Source organism: Pseudomonas salicis (genome assembly GCF_057128705.1).
This window is the reverse complement of the sequence record NZ_JBSKHU010000002.1, coordinates 170362-185474: the sequence shown is the minus strand read 5'-3', so window position 1 is coordinate 185474 and position 15113 is coordinate 170362. Positions and strand designations below refer to the sequence as shown.

Annotated in this window: 16 protein-coding genes and 1 riboswitch; all 16 genes read left to right on the top strand. The window is 62.6% G+C overall.

What is annotated here, in order from left to right; translation table 11 throughout:
- Positions 1-225 precede the first annotated feature (225 nt).
- The 16 genes from ACWKWE_RS06885 (at position 226) to ACWKWE_RS06810 (ending at position 15034) form a co-directional block, all read left to right on the top strand.
- Complete coding sequence (locus tag ACWKWE_RS06885; RefSeq protein ID WP_483850078.1) at positions 226-1296, top strand: DUF2066 domain-containing protein; 1071 nt, start codon at positions 226-228, stop codon at positions 1294-1296.
- Between the two features lie 53 nt (positions 1297-1349).
- The gene (locus ACWKWE_RS06880) at positions 1350-2423 is read left to right on the top strand and encodes an AI-2E family transporter (RefSeq protein WP_166596634.1); all 1074 of its coding nucleotides are present in this window, start codon (positions 1350-1352) and stop codon (positions 2421-2423) included.
- Between the two features lie 274 nt (positions 2424-2697).
- Positions 2698-3402, top strand: a complete 705-nt coding sequence (gene hda, locus ACWKWE_RS06875) for a DnaA regulatory inactivator Hda (protein ID WP_166596635.1) — start codon at positions 2698-2700, stop codon at positions 3400-3402.
- Between the two features lie 8 nt (positions 3403-3410).
- Positions 3411-4175, top strand: a complete 765-nt coding sequence (locus tag ACWKWE_RS06870; RefSeq protein WP_483850077.1) for an NAD-dependent deacylase — start codon at positions 3411-3413, stop codon at positions 4173-4175.
- Between the two features lie 75 nt (positions 4176-4250).
- Positions 4251-4937 carry a C40 family peptidase gene (locus ACWKWE_RS06865; protein ID WP_166596636.1) on the top strand — a complete coding sequence of 229 codons (687 nt, stop codon included), beginning with the start codon at positions 4251-4253 and terminating at the stop codon, positions 4935-4937.
- A 90-nt stretch (positions 4938-5027) separates the two neighbouring features.
- Complete coding sequence (locus tag ACWKWE_RS06860; RefSeq protein WP_166596637.1) at positions 5028-5567, top strand: C40 family peptidase; 540 nt, start codon at positions 5028-5030, stop codon at positions 5565-5567.
- Between the two features lie 160 nt (positions 5568-5727).
- A riboswitch (cobalamin riboswitch) is annotated at positions 5728-5934 on the top strand.
- Positions 5935-6041: 107 nt separating this feature from the next.
- Complete coding sequence (gene cobO, locus ACWKWE_RS06855) at positions 6042-6653, top strand: cob(I)yrinic acid a,c-diamide adenosyltransferase (protein WP_166596638.1); 612 nt, start codon at positions 6042-6044, stop codon at positions 6651-6653.
- A complete protein-coding gene (locus tag ACWKWE_RS06850; protein WP_483850076.1) occupies positions 6650-7945 on the top strand; it encodes a cobyrinic acid a,c-diamide synthase CobB in 1296 nt (431 codons plus the stop codon). Before cobO ends, ACWKWE_RS06850 begins: the two co-directional genes overlap by 4 nt.
- A gap of 190 nt (positions 7946-8135) precedes the next feature.
- The gene (gene bluB, locus ACWKWE_RS06845) at positions 8136-8786 is read left to right on the top strand and encodes a 5,6-dimethylbenzimidazole synthase (protein ID WP_483850075.1); all 651 of its coding nucleotides are present in this window, start codon (positions 8136-8138) and stop codon (positions 8784-8786) included.
- Complete coding sequence (cbiB, locus tag ACWKWE_RS06840) at positions 8783-9691, top strand: adenosylcobinamide-phosphate synthase CbiB (RefSeq protein WP_483850074.1); 909 nt, start codon at positions 8783-8785, stop codon at positions 9689-9691. The genes bluB and cbiB overlap by 4 nt, the downstream gene beginning before the upstream one ends.
- The gene (gene cobD / locus ACWKWE_RS06835; protein ID WP_483850073.1) at positions 9684-10688 is read left to right on the top strand and encodes a threonine-phosphate decarboxylase CobD; all 1005 of its coding nucleotides are present in this window, start codon (positions 9684-9686) and stop codon (positions 10686-10688) included. The genes cbiB and cobD overlap by 8 nt, the downstream gene beginning before the upstream one ends.
- Complete coding sequence (locus ACWKWE_RS06830) at positions 10685-12163, top strand: cobyric acid synthase (protein ID WP_483850072.1); 1479 nt, start codon at positions 10685-10687, stop codon at positions 12161-12163. Before cobD ends, ACWKWE_RS06830 begins: the two co-directional genes overlap by 4 nt.
- A complete protein-coding gene (gene cobU / locus ACWKWE_RS06825) occupies positions 12163-12684 on the top strand; it encodes a bifunctional adenosylcobinamide kinase/adenosylcobinamide-phosphate guanylyltransferase (RefSeq protein ID WP_483850071.1) in 522 nt (173 codons plus the stop codon). Before ACWKWE_RS06830 ends, cobU begins: the two co-directional genes overlap by 1 nt.
- Positions 12681-13733 carry a nicotinate-nucleotide--dimethylbenzimidazole phosphoribosyltransferase gene (gene cobT, locus ACWKWE_RS06820; protein WP_483850070.1) on the top strand — a complete coding sequence of 351 codons (1053 nt, stop codon included), beginning with the start codon at positions 12681-12683 and terminating at the stop codon, positions 13731-13733. The genes cobU and cobT overlap by 4 nt, the downstream gene beginning before the upstream one ends.
- On the top strand, positions 13730-14302 hold the full coding sequence (gene cobC, locus ACWKWE_RS06815; protein ID WP_483850069.1) for an alpha-ribazole phosphatase family protein: 573 nt from the start codon (positions 13730-13732) through the stop codon (positions 14300-14302). Before cobT ends, cobC begins: the two co-directional genes overlap by 4 nt.
- Positions 14303-15034, top strand: coding sequence for an adenosylcobinamide-GDP ribazoletransferase (locus ACWKWE_RS06810; RefSeq protein ID WP_166596647.1), 732 nt, complete (start codon positions 14303-14305; stop codon positions 15032-15034).
- Positions 15035-15113: the final 79 nt, after the last annotated feature.

The following is a 15113-nucleotide window of genomic DNA, read 5'->3' as shown; positions in this document are numbered from 1 at the left end:
TTTATCAGGGTTGGGCCCAAGCGGCCATCCTTGGGCCGACGGGCAGGGCCATCGATGAAGAAAAAATAACCCGTTCGTTCAGGGTTTAGCCGTTCGTCGGTCGCCCTAAAAGGTGTAAGTTCGTCTCCAGAGTGAGCGATTCGGACCGCCGCGCGGTCTCAGTCGAGCCAGTCATGTTCATGCAGCTATTTATCAGGCTGCGATATTTGTTTCGTGGGAATTCTTATGCGCCTTAAAAACTGCCTGTTCGCAGGTTGTCTGTCCCTCATGAGCCTCCCGGCCCTGGCCGAGACGGTGAACAATCTCTATCAGGTGCGCGAGCCGGTCAGCGGGCAGAGCCCCGATGAGAAAACCCGTGCGACCCAGGCTGCGCTGGAAACCCTGGTCATTCGGTTGACCGGTGACCCGAAGGCCGCTCAAGGGCCGGGCCTTGCCGACGTGCGCAAGGACCCGCAGCAGATCATCAGTCAGTACGGCTATGACGCAGGACCGCCCGAGTCCTTGCAGGTGGATTTCGATCCATCGAGCACCGACCGGGCATTGCGTCAGGCCGGTTTGTCGCTGTGGGGCTCAAACCGTCCGGTGATCATGGCCTGGTGGCTGAACGACGCCACTGATGGCGCCAATCTGGTCGGTGACGGCCAGCCGAGTGCAGAACCGCTGCGCCGCGCCGCCCAGCATCGGGGCCTGCCGCTGCGTCTGCCGCTGGCGGACCTGGGTGAGCAGGGCATCGGCAACGCCAAAACCCTCGACGGCACGGACGTCGCGCCGCTGAAGCAGGCGTCCGAGCGCTATGGCTCTGACGCCATTCTTGCCGTTCACGCACAGGAAAATAGCGGTCAGTGGCAGGGCAAATGGCACCTGTGGCTGGGCGACAAGATGGAGCAGGGCAGCGCCAGCGGGGCCAGTTCCGCCGAGCTGGCCGACGCGGTGCTGCTGTCGGTGAGTCAGCGTCTGGCGCCGCGTTTCGTGGTCAAACCGGGCGCCTCATCGAGCATGGCGCTGGAAGTCCAGGGCATGACCCTGGAGCGTTACGCCCAACTGGGCCGTCTGTTGGAGCCGTTTGGTGGCCGCCTCAAATCGGTAGACGCGGATCGGGTGACGTTTGACGTCAGTGGCAGCACCGACCAGCTGCGCTCGCAATTGTCCCTGGCGAAGTTGCAGGAGGTGCCAGCGGGTGAGGTCGCTGCAGCGCCGGTCGATGCCGGACAAGTGCCTGCTGTCGGTGCTGCGCCGGGTGCATCTGCGCCGGTCCCCGCGCCTGCTGCCACACAAACACTGCACTTCCGCTGGTGAGCGGGTTCATAACGGCGTGCGTGAAGCATTTTATTTTGGGTTGAGGGGCGGTAATGACTGATACACGTCGTTGGTTCTGGCTGGGCGGGGTTGTCCTGCTGTGCCTGTTTGTCTGGCTGCTGCACGCCATCCTTACGCCGTTTCTGGTGGCGCTGCTGCTGGCGTACATGGGCGATCCCCTGGCAGATCGGCTGGAAAAGCTGAAATTCTCACGCACCTGGAGTGTGGTAACGGTCTTCGTGTTCTTCACCCTCATCTTCATGGGGCTGTTGTTGGTGCTGGTGCCGATGCTCGCCAAGCAGCTGTACCGCTTGTACGAACTGGCGCCGCAGATACTCGACTGGTTGCAGCACACCGCGCTGCCGTGGACTCAGGCGAAATTGGGGCTGGCGGACGGGTTCTGGAAGTTCGACAAGGTCAAGGCGGCGATCTCCGAACACATGGGGCAGACCGGCGACATCGTCGGAATCATTCTGGCCCAGGCCACGACGTCGACGCTGGCGCTGATCGGCTGGTTGACCAATCTGGTGCTGATCCCGGTGGTCTGCTTCTATTTATTGCGTGATTGGGACGTGATGATGGCGAAGGTGCGCAGCCTGCTCCCCCGTCATCGCGAGAAGAAGATCGTGGCGCTGGCCGATGAGTGCCACGAAGTGCTGGGTGCGTTCATTCGCGGTCAGTTGCTGGTGATGGTGGCGCTTGGGGTGATTTACGCGGCGGGCCTGATGCTGGTCGGCCTTGAGCTCGGTCTGTTGATCGGGGTCATCGCGGGTCTGGCAGCCATCGTGCCTTATATGGGCTTCGTGATCGGCATCGGCTCGGCGATTCTGGCGGGTTTCTTCCAGTTCGGCGGGGATCTGTACCCGATGCTGGGGATTGTCGCGGTGTTCATGGTCGGTCAGGCGCTGGAAGGGATGGTGCTGACGCCGTTGCTGGTGGGCGATCGGATCGGCCTTCATCCCGTGGCGGTTATCTTCGCGATCCTGGCCGGTGGCGAACTGTTCGGTTTCACCGGCATCCTGCTGGCCCTGCCGGTGGCGGCGGTGATCATGGTGCTGGTGCGGCATGTGCACGATTTGTATAAAGAGTCGGATATCTACGGCGGGATGGAAGATCCGGATTTGTAGGTGTTCGGGCGCGACCTGTCTGTAGGAGTGAGCTTGCTCGCGATCGCGGTATATCAGTCTCAGAAATAGAGTCTGGCAGTGCGCAATCGCGAGCAAGCTCACTCCTACAGGGTATCGGTGTGACGCCCATAATCCGCGGCCTGGCCCGGGATAGACGCAAGCCTTTGATTTTGCACGCCCTCTGGCGCATTGTGCGGCCCGTCCTGCGGGTATAAACTTTGCACACTTTACACAGAGGCCCCTTGGCGGTTCTTCACCGAGCCGTTCAGCCAGCATGAAACCAGTTCAGCTGCCCCTGAGTGTGCGTCTGCGTGATGACGCCACCTTCATCAATTACTATCCAGGCGCCAATGCCGCTGCACTCGGCTACGTCGAGCGCCTGTGCGAAGCCGAGGCCGGGTGGACTGAAAGCCTCATCTATCTGTGGGGCAAACACGGGGTCGGGCGCACGCACTTGTTGCAAGCCGCCTGCCTGCGTTTCGAGCAGATGGGCGAACCCGCCGTTTACCTGCCCATGGCTGAAGTCATCGATGAAGGCGTCGAGCTGTTCGATCACCTTGAGCAATATGAGCTGGTGTGTCTCGACGACATTCAGGCCGTCGTCGGCAAGCCTGAATGGGAAGAAGCGCTGTTTCATCTATTCAACCGCTTGCGTGACAGCGGCCGCCGTCTGCTGATCGCCGCGTCGTGCTCCCCTCGCGAGTTGCCGGTCAAGCTGGCCGACCTCAAGTCGCGGCTGACCATGGCGCTGGTGTTCCAGATGCGCCTGCTGTCCGATGAAGAGAAGCTCCGTGCCCTGCAATTGCGCGCTTCCCGTCGTGGCTTGCACCTGACGGACGAAGTCGGGCATTTCATCCTCACCCGGGGCAAACGCAGCATGAGCGCGCTGTTCGATCTGCTCGAAGAGCTGGATCAGGCGTCCTTGCAGGCCCAGCGCAAGCTGACCATTCCCTTCCTTAAAGAGACCTTGGGTTGGTGAATCCGCCCGTGGTCGATCCGGCGCTGATCCTGCAGACCGCAGCGGCCCTGCGTCATGCCAAACGCATTCTGATCATCACCGGTGCCGGGCTGTCGGCGGATTCCGGCCTGCCGACTTATCGCGGAGTGGGCGGCCTTTATAACGGCCACACCGACGACGGGCTGCCCATTGAAATGGCGCTATCCGGTCCGATGCTGCGTCGCGATCCTGCCCTGTGCTGGAAATACATTGCCCAATTAGGCAGCGCGTGCCTCGGCGGACAGCCCAATGCGGCGCATTACGCCATCGCTGAGTTGCAGCGGCGCAAACCGGAATGCTGGGTGTTGACGCAGAACGTTGACGGCTATCACCGTGCGGCGGGGAGTCCGCCGGAGCGGTTGATCGAGATTCACGGCCAGTTGGCGCCGCTCTATTGCCAGTCTTGTGGCGCTGAAGACCCACAGTTGAGCGAGCACCTGCAACGGCCCTTGCCGCCTTTATGCACGCAGTGCCATGGCGTGCTGAGACCGCCGGTCGTCTTGTTTGAAGAGATGCTGCCAGAGCTGGCATTGAATGTGCTGTACGAAGAGATGGCAAAAGGCTTTGACGCTGTGCTCAGCATCGGAACCACTGCCAGCTTCCCTTATATCCACGAGCCGATGTTTCGGACGCGGGTGGCAGGAGGCTTTACCGCCGAGATCAACCCCTCGTCGACCGATCACTCCATTCACATGGATGCATTTTTGAGGTGTAGAGCCTTAGATGTGATGGAGGACCTGGTAAGTCACATTTGATTCGATTGAATTTGCAAATGATGACGATTGAGGGCATAGTCTCGGCTTCTTTACACATCCGCCACGGTCGTGCCCATGCTGAATCGCTTCGCACCCCTCGTGCCTCTCGCACTCGTAACGCTGCTGTTCGGCTGCGCGGCCCAGATGCCAGCGTCGCAACAACAGTCGCAGAACCCGCAATTCCGGGACTCTGCCACCGCACAAACCGCCAAGCGTGCCGATTACTCCTCTTCCGTACTGGATGACGAAATCGCCACCGAAGACGAATTGGCCCAGTTCTCCGACAACAAGCCGTATCAGTTGCCGGTCCTGGCTGACAGCATTCTGGAACGTGGCAAATCGTTGATCGGGACTCGCTACCGTTTCGGCGGCACCTCGACCACGTCCGGCTTCGATTGCAGCGGTTTCATTGGCTACCTGTTCCGCGAAGAGGCGGGCATGAGCCTGCCGCGTTCTTCCCGCGAAATGATCAATATCGACGCTCCTCTGGTCAAGCGTAACGACCTGAAGCCTGGTGACCTGCTGTTCTTCAGCACCGCAGGCCGCGGCCGCGTCAGCCATGCCGGCATCTACCTGGGCGATGACCAGTTCATCCACTCCAGCAGCCGTCGCAGTGGCGGTGTGCGCGTCGACAGCCTCGACGATGCTTACTGGGCCCGTACGTTCATCGAAGCCAAGCGCGCGCTGGCCATGGCACCTTCCCAGGTTCCAGAAACCACGACCGCCATGACCTCGACTACAATCAAGCGCCAACACCGTTAAATACGGGCCGCGCAGTTAGGGGAAACCCTGATTGCGCAAGGTTCCGGCCTCCGGCAGAGTAAGCCGCATCCTAGGAAGGTTGTTGTGTTTATGTCGATTACGGTTCGCCTGGCTGTTGCTTCACTGGCTGCATTGCTGGCCGCTTGTTCCAGCACTCCGCCGCCATCTCCCCCCAAGGTCGCCTATCGGCCTGTGATCGCTGCTCCCCCTCAATTCAATTCTCCCGTTGCGGATGACGTGCTGTTACGTGCCATCGGCCTTGTTGGCACGCCGTACCGTTGGGGTGGCAATACGCCTGATTCGGGGTTCGATTGCAGTGGTTTGATTGGCTACGTCTATCACGACGCTGCTGGCATCACCCTGCCGCGCTCGACCCGTGAAATGATCACCCTGCGAGGCCCGGACATCGACCGCAGTCAGTTGCAGACTGGCGACTTGGTGTTCTTCGCCACGGGCGGCGGCTCGAACGTGAGCCATGCCGGGATCTATGTCGGTGAAGGCCGCTTCGTGCATGCGCCTGCCACCGGCGGCACCGTCAAGCTCGACAGCCTCGACAAGCCGTACTGGCAGAAAGCCTGGCTGAACGCCAAGCGTGTGATCCAGCCGTCGAATCTCGCGCGCAGCAACTGATCCTTTTCCCTGTGGTTTGCTGCGTGGTTGTTGCGCAGCAAACACCTGACTCGCCTTCCTTGCTAAAACTCGCGGACGCCACTGCTGGCAAGCCGTGCTGCTTCAGGGATGCGGCAGATCCTTCGCCGCTTCGATTGACGCTCGGTAGTCAACCCTCTAACCTTCGCCGATTGTTTCAGGTGCCCGCTAAAAAGGGTGAAACAGGGAAGCCGGTGCGAACGCCTTTGCGATCAATTCCGGCGCTGCCTCCGCAACGGTAAATGAGTCAAGGCTGCGCACGATGCCACTGTGTTCGATGAACATGGGAAGGCGCGCCGCCCCTGTTTCGCTCATGAGTCCGGAGACCGGCCTGATCCATTCAACAGCATCACGGAGGGCGATGCTCTGCGCAGGCTCGGCGTTTGTCCGGTGCCTGCTGTCAGCCTTTGTCCGTGCCCTCCGTTTGCCACACCTGCCCTCAAGCGGAGAGCTGAGATGAGCGAATCCCCCGAACGTGACGAACGCCACCTGGCGCGCATGCTGCGCAAAAAGGCGGTGATGGACGAGCGCATTGCCAGCGCCCCCAATGAATGCGGCCTGTTGCTGGTCCTGACCGGCAACGGCAAGGGCAAGAGCAGCTCGGCGTTTGGCATGCTGGCGAGGGCCATGGGCCACGGCATGCAGTGCGGCGTGGTGCAGTTCATCAAAGGCCGCAACGCCACGGGCGAAGAGCTGTTCTTCCGCCGTTTCCCCGAGCAAGTGCGCTATCACGTCATGGGCGAAGGCTTCACGTGGGAGACCCAAGACCGTCAGCGTGACATCGCGGCGGCCGAGGCGGCGTGGGTCGTGACCCGAGAATTTCTGCGTGATCCCGAGATCGGCCTGGTGATCCTCGACGAACTGAACATCGCCCTCAAACACGGCTACCTCGATCTGGAACAGGTGTTGAGCGACCTCCAGGCGCGTCCGCCGATGCAGCACGTGGTCGTCACCGGCCGTGGCGCGAAGCAGGAATTGATCGACCTGTCTGACACGGTGTCCGAGATTGGCGTGGTCAAGCACGCATTTCAGGCGGGCATCAAGGCGCAGAAGGGCATTGAGCTGTGAGTGAGGCTCGTCGATGCCCTGCGGTTTTGATCGCGGCGCCCGCGTCCGGCCAGGGCAAAACCACTGTGACAGCGGCGTTAGCCCGTCTGCATCGCAATCAGGGTCGTAACGTTCGAGTGTTCAAATGCGGTCCGGATTTTCTCGACCCGATGATTCTCGAACGCGCCAGCGGTAATCCCGTTTATCAATTGGACATGTGGATGGTGGGCGAGGATGAGAGCCGACGCCTGCTGTGGGAAGCCGCCGCCGATGCTGATCTGATCCTGATCGAGGGTGTGATGGGGCTGTTCGACGGAACGCCTTCCAGCGCGGATCTGGCGCGGCGTTTCGGCGTGCCGGTGCTGGGCGTGATCGACGGCACGGCCATGGCTCAAACCTTCGGGGCGCTGGCGTTGGGCCTCGCGCGCTATCAACCGGACCTGCCCTTCGCGGGCGTGCTGGCCAATCGGGTTGGCACCGTGCGTCATGCCCAGTTGCTCGAAGGCAGCCTGACTGAAAACTTGCGCTGGTATGGCGCGTTGTCGCGGGAAACCGGCATCGAACTGCCGAGTCGCCATCTGGGGCTGGTTCAGGCGAGCGAACTGAACGACCTGGACGTGCGCCTCGACGCGGCCGCCGATGCATTGGCCAGCACCTGCGATTCGACGTTGCCACCCGCCGTGACCTTCGAAGCGCCCGACATCGTGCCCGCTGAGCCGCTGTTGGCCGGCGTGCGCATCGCCGTTGCCCGTGACGAGGCGTTCGCCTTTACCTACGGCGCCAGCCTCGACCTGTTGCGGGCGATGGGCGCTGAGCTGCTGTTTTTCTCACCGATCCGCGACAGCCAGTTGCCAGACGCAGACAGCCTGTACCTGCCCGGTGGTTACCCGGAGCTGCATCACGTGGCGCTCGGTCAGAACCACTCGATGCTCGACGCCATTCGCGCTCACCACGCCGCCGGCAAACCCTTGCTCGCGGAGTGCGGCGGCATGCTTTACCTGTTGAACGCCCTGACCGACGTGGACGGTCAGCGCGCCGAACTGGTGGGCCTGCTCGACGGCGAGGCGGTGATGCAGAAACGTCTGGCCGCCCTGGCCCTGCAATCGGTCGAGTTGCCGGAAGGGACCTTGCGCGGGCATACCTATCATCATTCGCTGACCAGCACCGAACTGACCCCGATTGCCCGTGGCGTCAGTCCCAACGGCGGACGTGGCGCGGAAGCGGTGTACCGGGAAGGGCGGATGACTGCGTCGTACGTGCACTTCTATTTCCCGTCCAACCCACAGGCGATGGCGGCGCTGTTTTTGCCATGACGTGTCTGTCGGTGTTCTCCATCGTAGGACTGACCCGATTTTTCGGTGGGAACACGGTTTCCTGTAGGAGCGAATTCATTCGCGATGCGAAGGTACATCCGAAGCCTTTCTATCGGCCGTACCTTCGCATCGCGAATAAATTCGCTCCTACAGCAGGTGCACGTGTGGTCAGCCATGGCGAGGTGCTCTCGTGACTGATCACGCCTTCAGCGACGCCGAACGCGTGGCGGTCTACCGGGCCATTGCCGAACGCCGGGACATGCGGCATTTCACCGGCGGCTCCGTGACACCGGAGTTGCTGGCCCGCCTGCTGGAAGCCGCACACCACGCGCCGAGCGTCGGTCTGATGCAGCCATGGCGCTTCATTCGGATCAGCGACCGTCAACTGCGCCGCCAGATTCAGGCCCAAGTTGAAGAAGAGCGCATCCGCACCGCTGAAGCCTTGGGCGAGCGCTCCGACGACTTCATGAAACTCAAGGTCGAAGGCATCAACGACTGCGCCGAAGTGCTCGTCGCGGCCTTGATGGACGATCGTGAGAAGCACATTTTCGGCCGTCGCACCTTGCCGGAGATGGACATGGCGTCGCTGTCCTGTGCGATTCAGAACCTGTGGCTCGCGGCCCGGGCCGAAGGGTTGGGCATGGGCTGGGTCTCATTATTCGAACCTCAAGCGCTGGCCGACCTGCTGGAGATGCCAACCGGTTCAAAACCTTTGGCAATCCTGTGTCTGGGCCCGGTCAAGGAATTTTACCCGGCGCCGATGCTGGTATTAGAGGGGTGGGCGCAGGCGCGTCCGCTGCGAGAGTTGGTCTACGAAAACACATGGGGAGTGAGCGCATGAGCGTGGCGTTGTTGAGCGTCGCCGGGGTCGCGCTGGATGCGCTGCTGGGCGAGCCAAAACGAAACCACCCGCTGGTGGCCTTCGGCCGACATGCCGAGCGCATCGAGCAACGTTTCAACGGCGGCGGTCGCGGCTGGCGCAGCCATGGCGTCACGGCGTGGTTCATTGCGGTCATCCCGCTGACCCTGTTGGTGACCTTCCTCAGTTGGCTGCCTTATATCGGCTGGCTGGTGGAAGTCGCCGCTCTGTACTTTGCCCTTGGCCTGCGCAGCTTGGGCGAACATGTGGCGCCGGTGGCGCAGGCCTTGCGCAGCGATGACCTGAAAGAGGCGCGGCGTCGCGTGGGTTTCCTCGTCAGTCGCCAGACGTCTGAACTGGACGCCACCGAGGTCGCCCGCGCCGCCACCGAATCGGTGCTGGAAAACGGCAGCGACGCCGTGTTCGCCGCGATCTTCTGGTTCGTCGTGCTGGGCGCGCCCGGCGTGATCCTCTATCGCCTGAGCAATACCCTCGACGCGATGTGGGGCTATCGCAACGAACGCTTCGAACGTTTCGGTTGGGCGGCGGCAAAGATTGACGACCTGCTCAATTACATTCCCGCGCGTCTGGTGGCGTTGACCTACGCAGTGCTCGGCAAAACCCGACTGGCGTTGCGCTGCTGGCGGACGCAGGCCCCTAAATGGGACAGCCCGAACGCGGGTCCCGTCATGGCGGCAGGTGCCGGTGCCTTGGGCGTCGAACTGGGCGGCGCGGCGATTTATCATGGCGAGCTGCACCAGCGTCCGCAATTAGGCGAAGGTGCACCAGCCGATGCGAATTCCATTGATCGAGGCTGGCAACTGGTGCAGCGTGGCGTCTGGCTGTGGTTGCTGATGTTGTGTCTGGGGACTGAATTCTATGCTTGAACACGGCGGTCGGTTGCGGGGTGCGGTACAGAAATACGGCATCGACGAGGCCGGCTGGCTCGACCTGTCCAGCGGGATTTCACCTTGGTCCTGGGCGATTCCGCCGATCCCGGATTCAGCGTGGGCGCGTTTGCCTGAAACCGATGACGGCCTCGAAGCGGCCGCCTGTGCGTATTACGGCGTGGCGGATCTGCTGCCCGTGGCCGGTTCCCAAGCCGCGATTCAGGCGCTGCCGCGTTTGCGCCAGGCGGGCAAGGTCGGCGTGCTGTCGCCGTGTTACGCCGAACACGCCGAGGCTTGGCGCAGCAACGGATTTCTGGTGCGCGAAGTGCTGGAGCATGAGGTCGAGCGCTTCATTGATGTCCTCGACGTGCTGGTGGTGGTCAACCCGAACAACCCCACAGGCCTGAGCCTGACCCAGGAACGCTTGCTGGAATGGCATGCGCGGCTGGCGCAACGCGGCGGCTGGCTGGTGGTGGACGAAGCGTTCATGGACAACACGCCACACCTGAGCCTCGCCGCCGAAACCCAACGCCCCGGTCTTATTGTGCTGCGCTCCTTTGGCAAGTTCTTCGGTCTGGCAGGCGTGCGCCTGGGTTTCGTACTGGCCGAGTCGCGTTTTCTCAAAGTCCTGGCCAAACAGATCGGACCCTGGTCGGTGAGCGGTCCTACACGCATTCTGGGCAAAGCCTGCTTTGACGACGTCGAAGGTCATCGTGTGCAACGAGAGCGCACAGCGCACGCAAGTGAACGTCTGGTCGAGGTGCTGACCCGATACGGCTTCGCCCCCCAAGGGGGCTGCGCATTGTTCCAATGGCTGGTGACGCCGATGGCTGTTGAGCTGCACGAGTTCTGCGCCCAACGCGGGATTTTGTTGCGCATCTTCCTCAACAACAGCCCGGCTCACAGCAGCCTGCGTTTTGGTCTGCCTCGGGATGAAGCGGATTGGCAGCGACTGGAGCAGGCGTTGAGCGAATTTTCCGGGGAGCGTGCATGAATCATCCGAAGGCTGGCAAAACCCTCATGGTCCAAGGCACCACGTCGGACGCCGGTAAAAGCACGCTCGTGACCGCGCTGTGCCGCTGGCTGACCCGCCAGGGTGTGCGCACGGTGCCATTCAAGCCGCAGAACATGGCGCTCAACAGTGCCGTGACCGCCGATGGCGGCGAGATTGGCCGGGCGCAAGCCGTGCAGGCTCAGGCCTGTGGCCTCGAACCGCACACCGACATGAACCCGGTGCTGCTCAAACCCAACAGCGACACCGGCGCGCAAGTGATCATCCACGGGCGCGCGGTGACCACCATGAACGCCGTCGCTTATCACGACTACAAAGCCATCGCCATGCAGGCGGTGCTGGCCTCCCATAAACGGCTGAGCGAAGGCTGGCCGGTGGTCATGGTCGAAGGCGCGGGGTCGCCAGCGGAAATCAATCTGCGGGCGGGCGACATTGCCAACATGGGCTTTGCCGAGGCGGTGGATTGCCCGGTGTTGCTGGTGGCCGACATCAATCGCGGTGGTGTTTTCGCGCATTTGGTGGGCACGCTGGAACTGTTGTCCCCCAGCGAACAGGCGCGGGTGAAGGGCTTCATCATCAACCGTTTCCGGGGCGATATCGCCTTGCTGCAACCGGGTCTGGACTGGCTTGAACAGCGCACCGGCAAACCGGTGGTGGGCGTTCTGCCGTATGTCATGGACCTGCATCTGGAGGCCGAAGACGGCCTCGATCAGCGTCAGACCGACAAGGCCGAACAGGTGCTGAACGTCGTCGTGCCGGTGCTGCCACGCATCAGTAATCACACCGATTTCGACCCGCTGCGTCTGCACCCGCAGGTCAATCTGCAATTCGTCGGACCGGGTCAGGTGATCCCCCCCGCCGACCTGATCATCCTGCCGGGTTCGAAGAGCGTGCGCAGCGACCTGACCTACCTGCGCAACAACGGTTGGGACACGGCCATCGCCCGGCATCTGCGCTACGGCGGCAAAGTGTTGGGAATTTGCGGCGGGCTGCAAATGCTCGGCGAAGAACTGCATGACCCGCTGGGGCTCGAAGGCGCGGCAGGGTCGAGCCCCGGTCTGGGCCTGCTGGCCATCAGCACGGTGCTGGAAAAGGAAAAGCAGCTGCGTAATGTCACCGGGCGGTTGACCCTGGAAGACGCCGACGTCAGCGGCTACGAAATTCATGCGGGCGTGACCACCGGACCTGCGCTTGAGCGGCCATTGGTGCAGCTCAGCGATGGCCGATGCGATGGCGCGCAAAGTGCCGATGGCCAAGTGCTCGGCACCTATTTGCACGGGTTGTTCGAGAACCCGGCGTCCAGCAGCGCCTTGCTGCGCTGGGCCGGTGTGCAGAACGTGCAGTCTGTCGATTATCACGGTCTGCGCGAGCGCGACATCGAACGCTTGGCCGATCTGGTGGAGAACCATCTGGACGGCAAATTGCTGCGCGAACTCTGTGGATTGGAGCCTGTGTGATGCTGCAACTGATCCTCGGCGGTGCGCGTTCCGGCAAGAGTCGGCTGGCGGAAAAACTGGCCAGCGGCAGTGGCCTCGATGTCGTGTACATCGCCACCAGCCAGCCTCTGGACGGCGAAATGAATCAACGGGTGGCGTCGCACCGCGCACGTCGCCCGGACACGTGGGGGCTGGTCGAAGAACCGCTTGAGCTGGCCCGCGTGCTGAAAGAAAACGCAGAGGAGGGCACCTGCCTGTTGGTGGACTGCCTGACCCTGTGGCTGACCAATCTGCTGATGCTGGACGATCCGCAGCGACTGGCGCAGGAGCGCGACGTCCTGCTCGATTGCCTGGCGCAGCTGCCGGGCGACATCATTTTTGTCAGCAACGAAACCGGGCTGGGCGTCGTGCCCCTCGGCGAGCTGACCCGTCGTTATGTCGATGAAGCCGGTTGGCTGCATCAGGCGCTGGCCGAACGGTGCCAGCGTGTGGTGTTTACCGTCGCCGGTCTGCCCATGACCCTGAAAGGAACCCCGCTATGAGCAATGCCTGGTGGCTCGCGCCGTCCCGAGAAGTCGATCAAGCCAGCCGTGAGCAGGCGTTGGCCCGGCAGCAGCAACTGACTAAACCGACTGGCTCGTTGGGCCAGCTGGAAGCGGTCGCCGTGCAACTGGCCGGTCTGCAAGCCAAGGTTAAACCTACGCTAGATAAGGTTTGGATCGCGATTTTTGCGGGCGATCATGGCGTCGTCGCGGAAGGGGTGTCGGCTTATCCCCAGGAAGTCACCGGGCAGATGCTGCACAACTTCATCATGGGCGGCGCGGCGATCAGCGTCTTGGCGAAACAGCTTTCGGCACAGCTGGATGTGGTCGATCTTGGCACCGTCTCGCCGCTGAACCTGCCGGGTGTGCGTCACCTGAACCTTGGCGCGGGCACGGTCAACTTCGCCAAGGCCGAGGCAATGACTCAGGAACAGCTGGAAGGCGCGTTGGCAGGCGGGCGTGACAGCGTGTTGCGCGCCAAAGCCGTCGGCACTGAGCTGTTCATCGGCGGTGAGATGGGCATCGGCAACACCACGGCCGCCAGCGCAGTCGCCTGCTCGTTGCTGAACTGCCCGGCGCCGCTGTTGGTAGGGCCGGGAACCGGGTTGGACGCGCAAGGCATCAACCATAAAGCTCATGTCATCGAACAGGTGCTGCAACGGCATGCGGCTCATTCCGGCGATGCGCTGGGCAGCTTGCGTGCGCTGGGTGGTTTCGAAGTGGCCGCGTTGGTCGGCGCGTACCTGGCCTGCGCTCAAGAGGGTATCGCCGCGCTGGTGGACGGCTTTATCTGCACCGTGGCGGCGTTGGTGGCCGTGCGCTTGAACCCGTCGTGCCGCGAATGGCTGTTCTTCGCCCATCGCGGCGCTGAGCCGGGTCATCGCCATGTGCTGGAGACCTTGCAGGCCGAGCCTTTGTTGGAACTGGGCCTGCGGCTGGGCGAGGGCAGTGGTGCTGCGTTGGCGGTGCCGCTGTTGCGTCTGGCGTGCGAGCTGCACAACGGCATGGCGACGTTCGCTGAAGCCGCCGTGGCGGATCGCCCGGCATGACGTTGCGCCTGGACCTGCTGCGTCATGGTGAAACCGAACAGGGTGGCGGCTTGCGCGGCAGTCTGGACGATGCGTTGACCCCGACCGGCTGGCAGCAGATGCGTGATGCCGTCGCAGCGCTTAGTGGTTGGGACCGGGTTGTCAGCTCCCCATTACAGCGCTGTGCACGCTTTGCAGAAGAACTGTCGGCGCGGTTGTCCTTGCCGCTGCAACTCGAACCCGATCTGCAAGAGCTGCATTTCGGCGACTGGGAAGGCGTGAGCACCGCGCAACTGATGGAGACCGACGCCGAAGGGCTGGGTCGCTTCTGGGAAAACCCCTACACCTTCACGCCGCCCAATGGCGAGCCAGTGTCGACGTTTTCCCAGCGTGTGCATGGCGCGGTCCGACGTCTTCACGCGGCTTACGAGGGCGAGCGGATTCTGCTGATCAGCCATGGCGGCGTGATGCGCCTGTTGCTGGCCCAGGCTCGCGGTTTGCCCCGTGAGCAGCTGCTACAGGTGGTCGTCGGTCATGGCAGCCTGTTCGGGATCAATGTCGACGCGGATGGCGCGCTGACGGAGGTGTAAATGCTGCCGTTCTGGATCGCCCTGCAATTTCTCAGCAGCCTGCCCATTCGCCTGCCGGGCATGCCCGCACCTCAAGCGTTGGGGCGATCGCTGCTGTTTTATCCACTGGTGGGCGTGCTGTTCGGCTCGATCCTGATGGGCCTGAACCTACTGCTCGACGGCGCTCCTCTTCTGCTTCACGCCGCCTTGCTACTGGCCGCGTGGGTGCTGCTCAGCGGCGGCCTGCACCTGGACGGGCTGGCGGACAGTGCCGATGCGTGGCTCGGTGGTTTCGGCGACCGCGAACGCACCCTGACCATCATGAAAGACCCTCGCAGTGGGCCGATTGCCGTGGTCACCCTGGTGATCGTGCTGCTGCTGAAATTCACCGCCGTACTGGCGCTGGTCGAACAGCACCATAGCGTTGGCCTGCTGTTGGCCCCCGTCATCGGACGGGCTTCGATGCTGGGGCTGTTCCTCACTACGCCTTACGTGCGAGCGGGTGGATTGGGCCAGGCGCTGGCGGATCACCTCCCGCGTCGTCTTGGGGCGCAAGTGCTGGCGTTGACGACGCTGGCCTGTGTCCTGGTGGCGGGCTGGGCCGGGTTGTGGTCGGTACTGTTCGCGATGGTCGGGTTTTTCGGGCTTCGTCGATTGATGATCCAGCGGCTGGGCGGCAGCACGGGCGATACCGCCGGGGCGTTATTGGAGTTGCTGGAGACGCTGGTGGTGGTGACGTTAGTGTTGCGCTGATCCAGATACGACCTTCCAGCGAACCGGTCTTGTCCGTTCCCGTCACCTTGATTGACACCCTTTGTGCTCACGCGTAGCG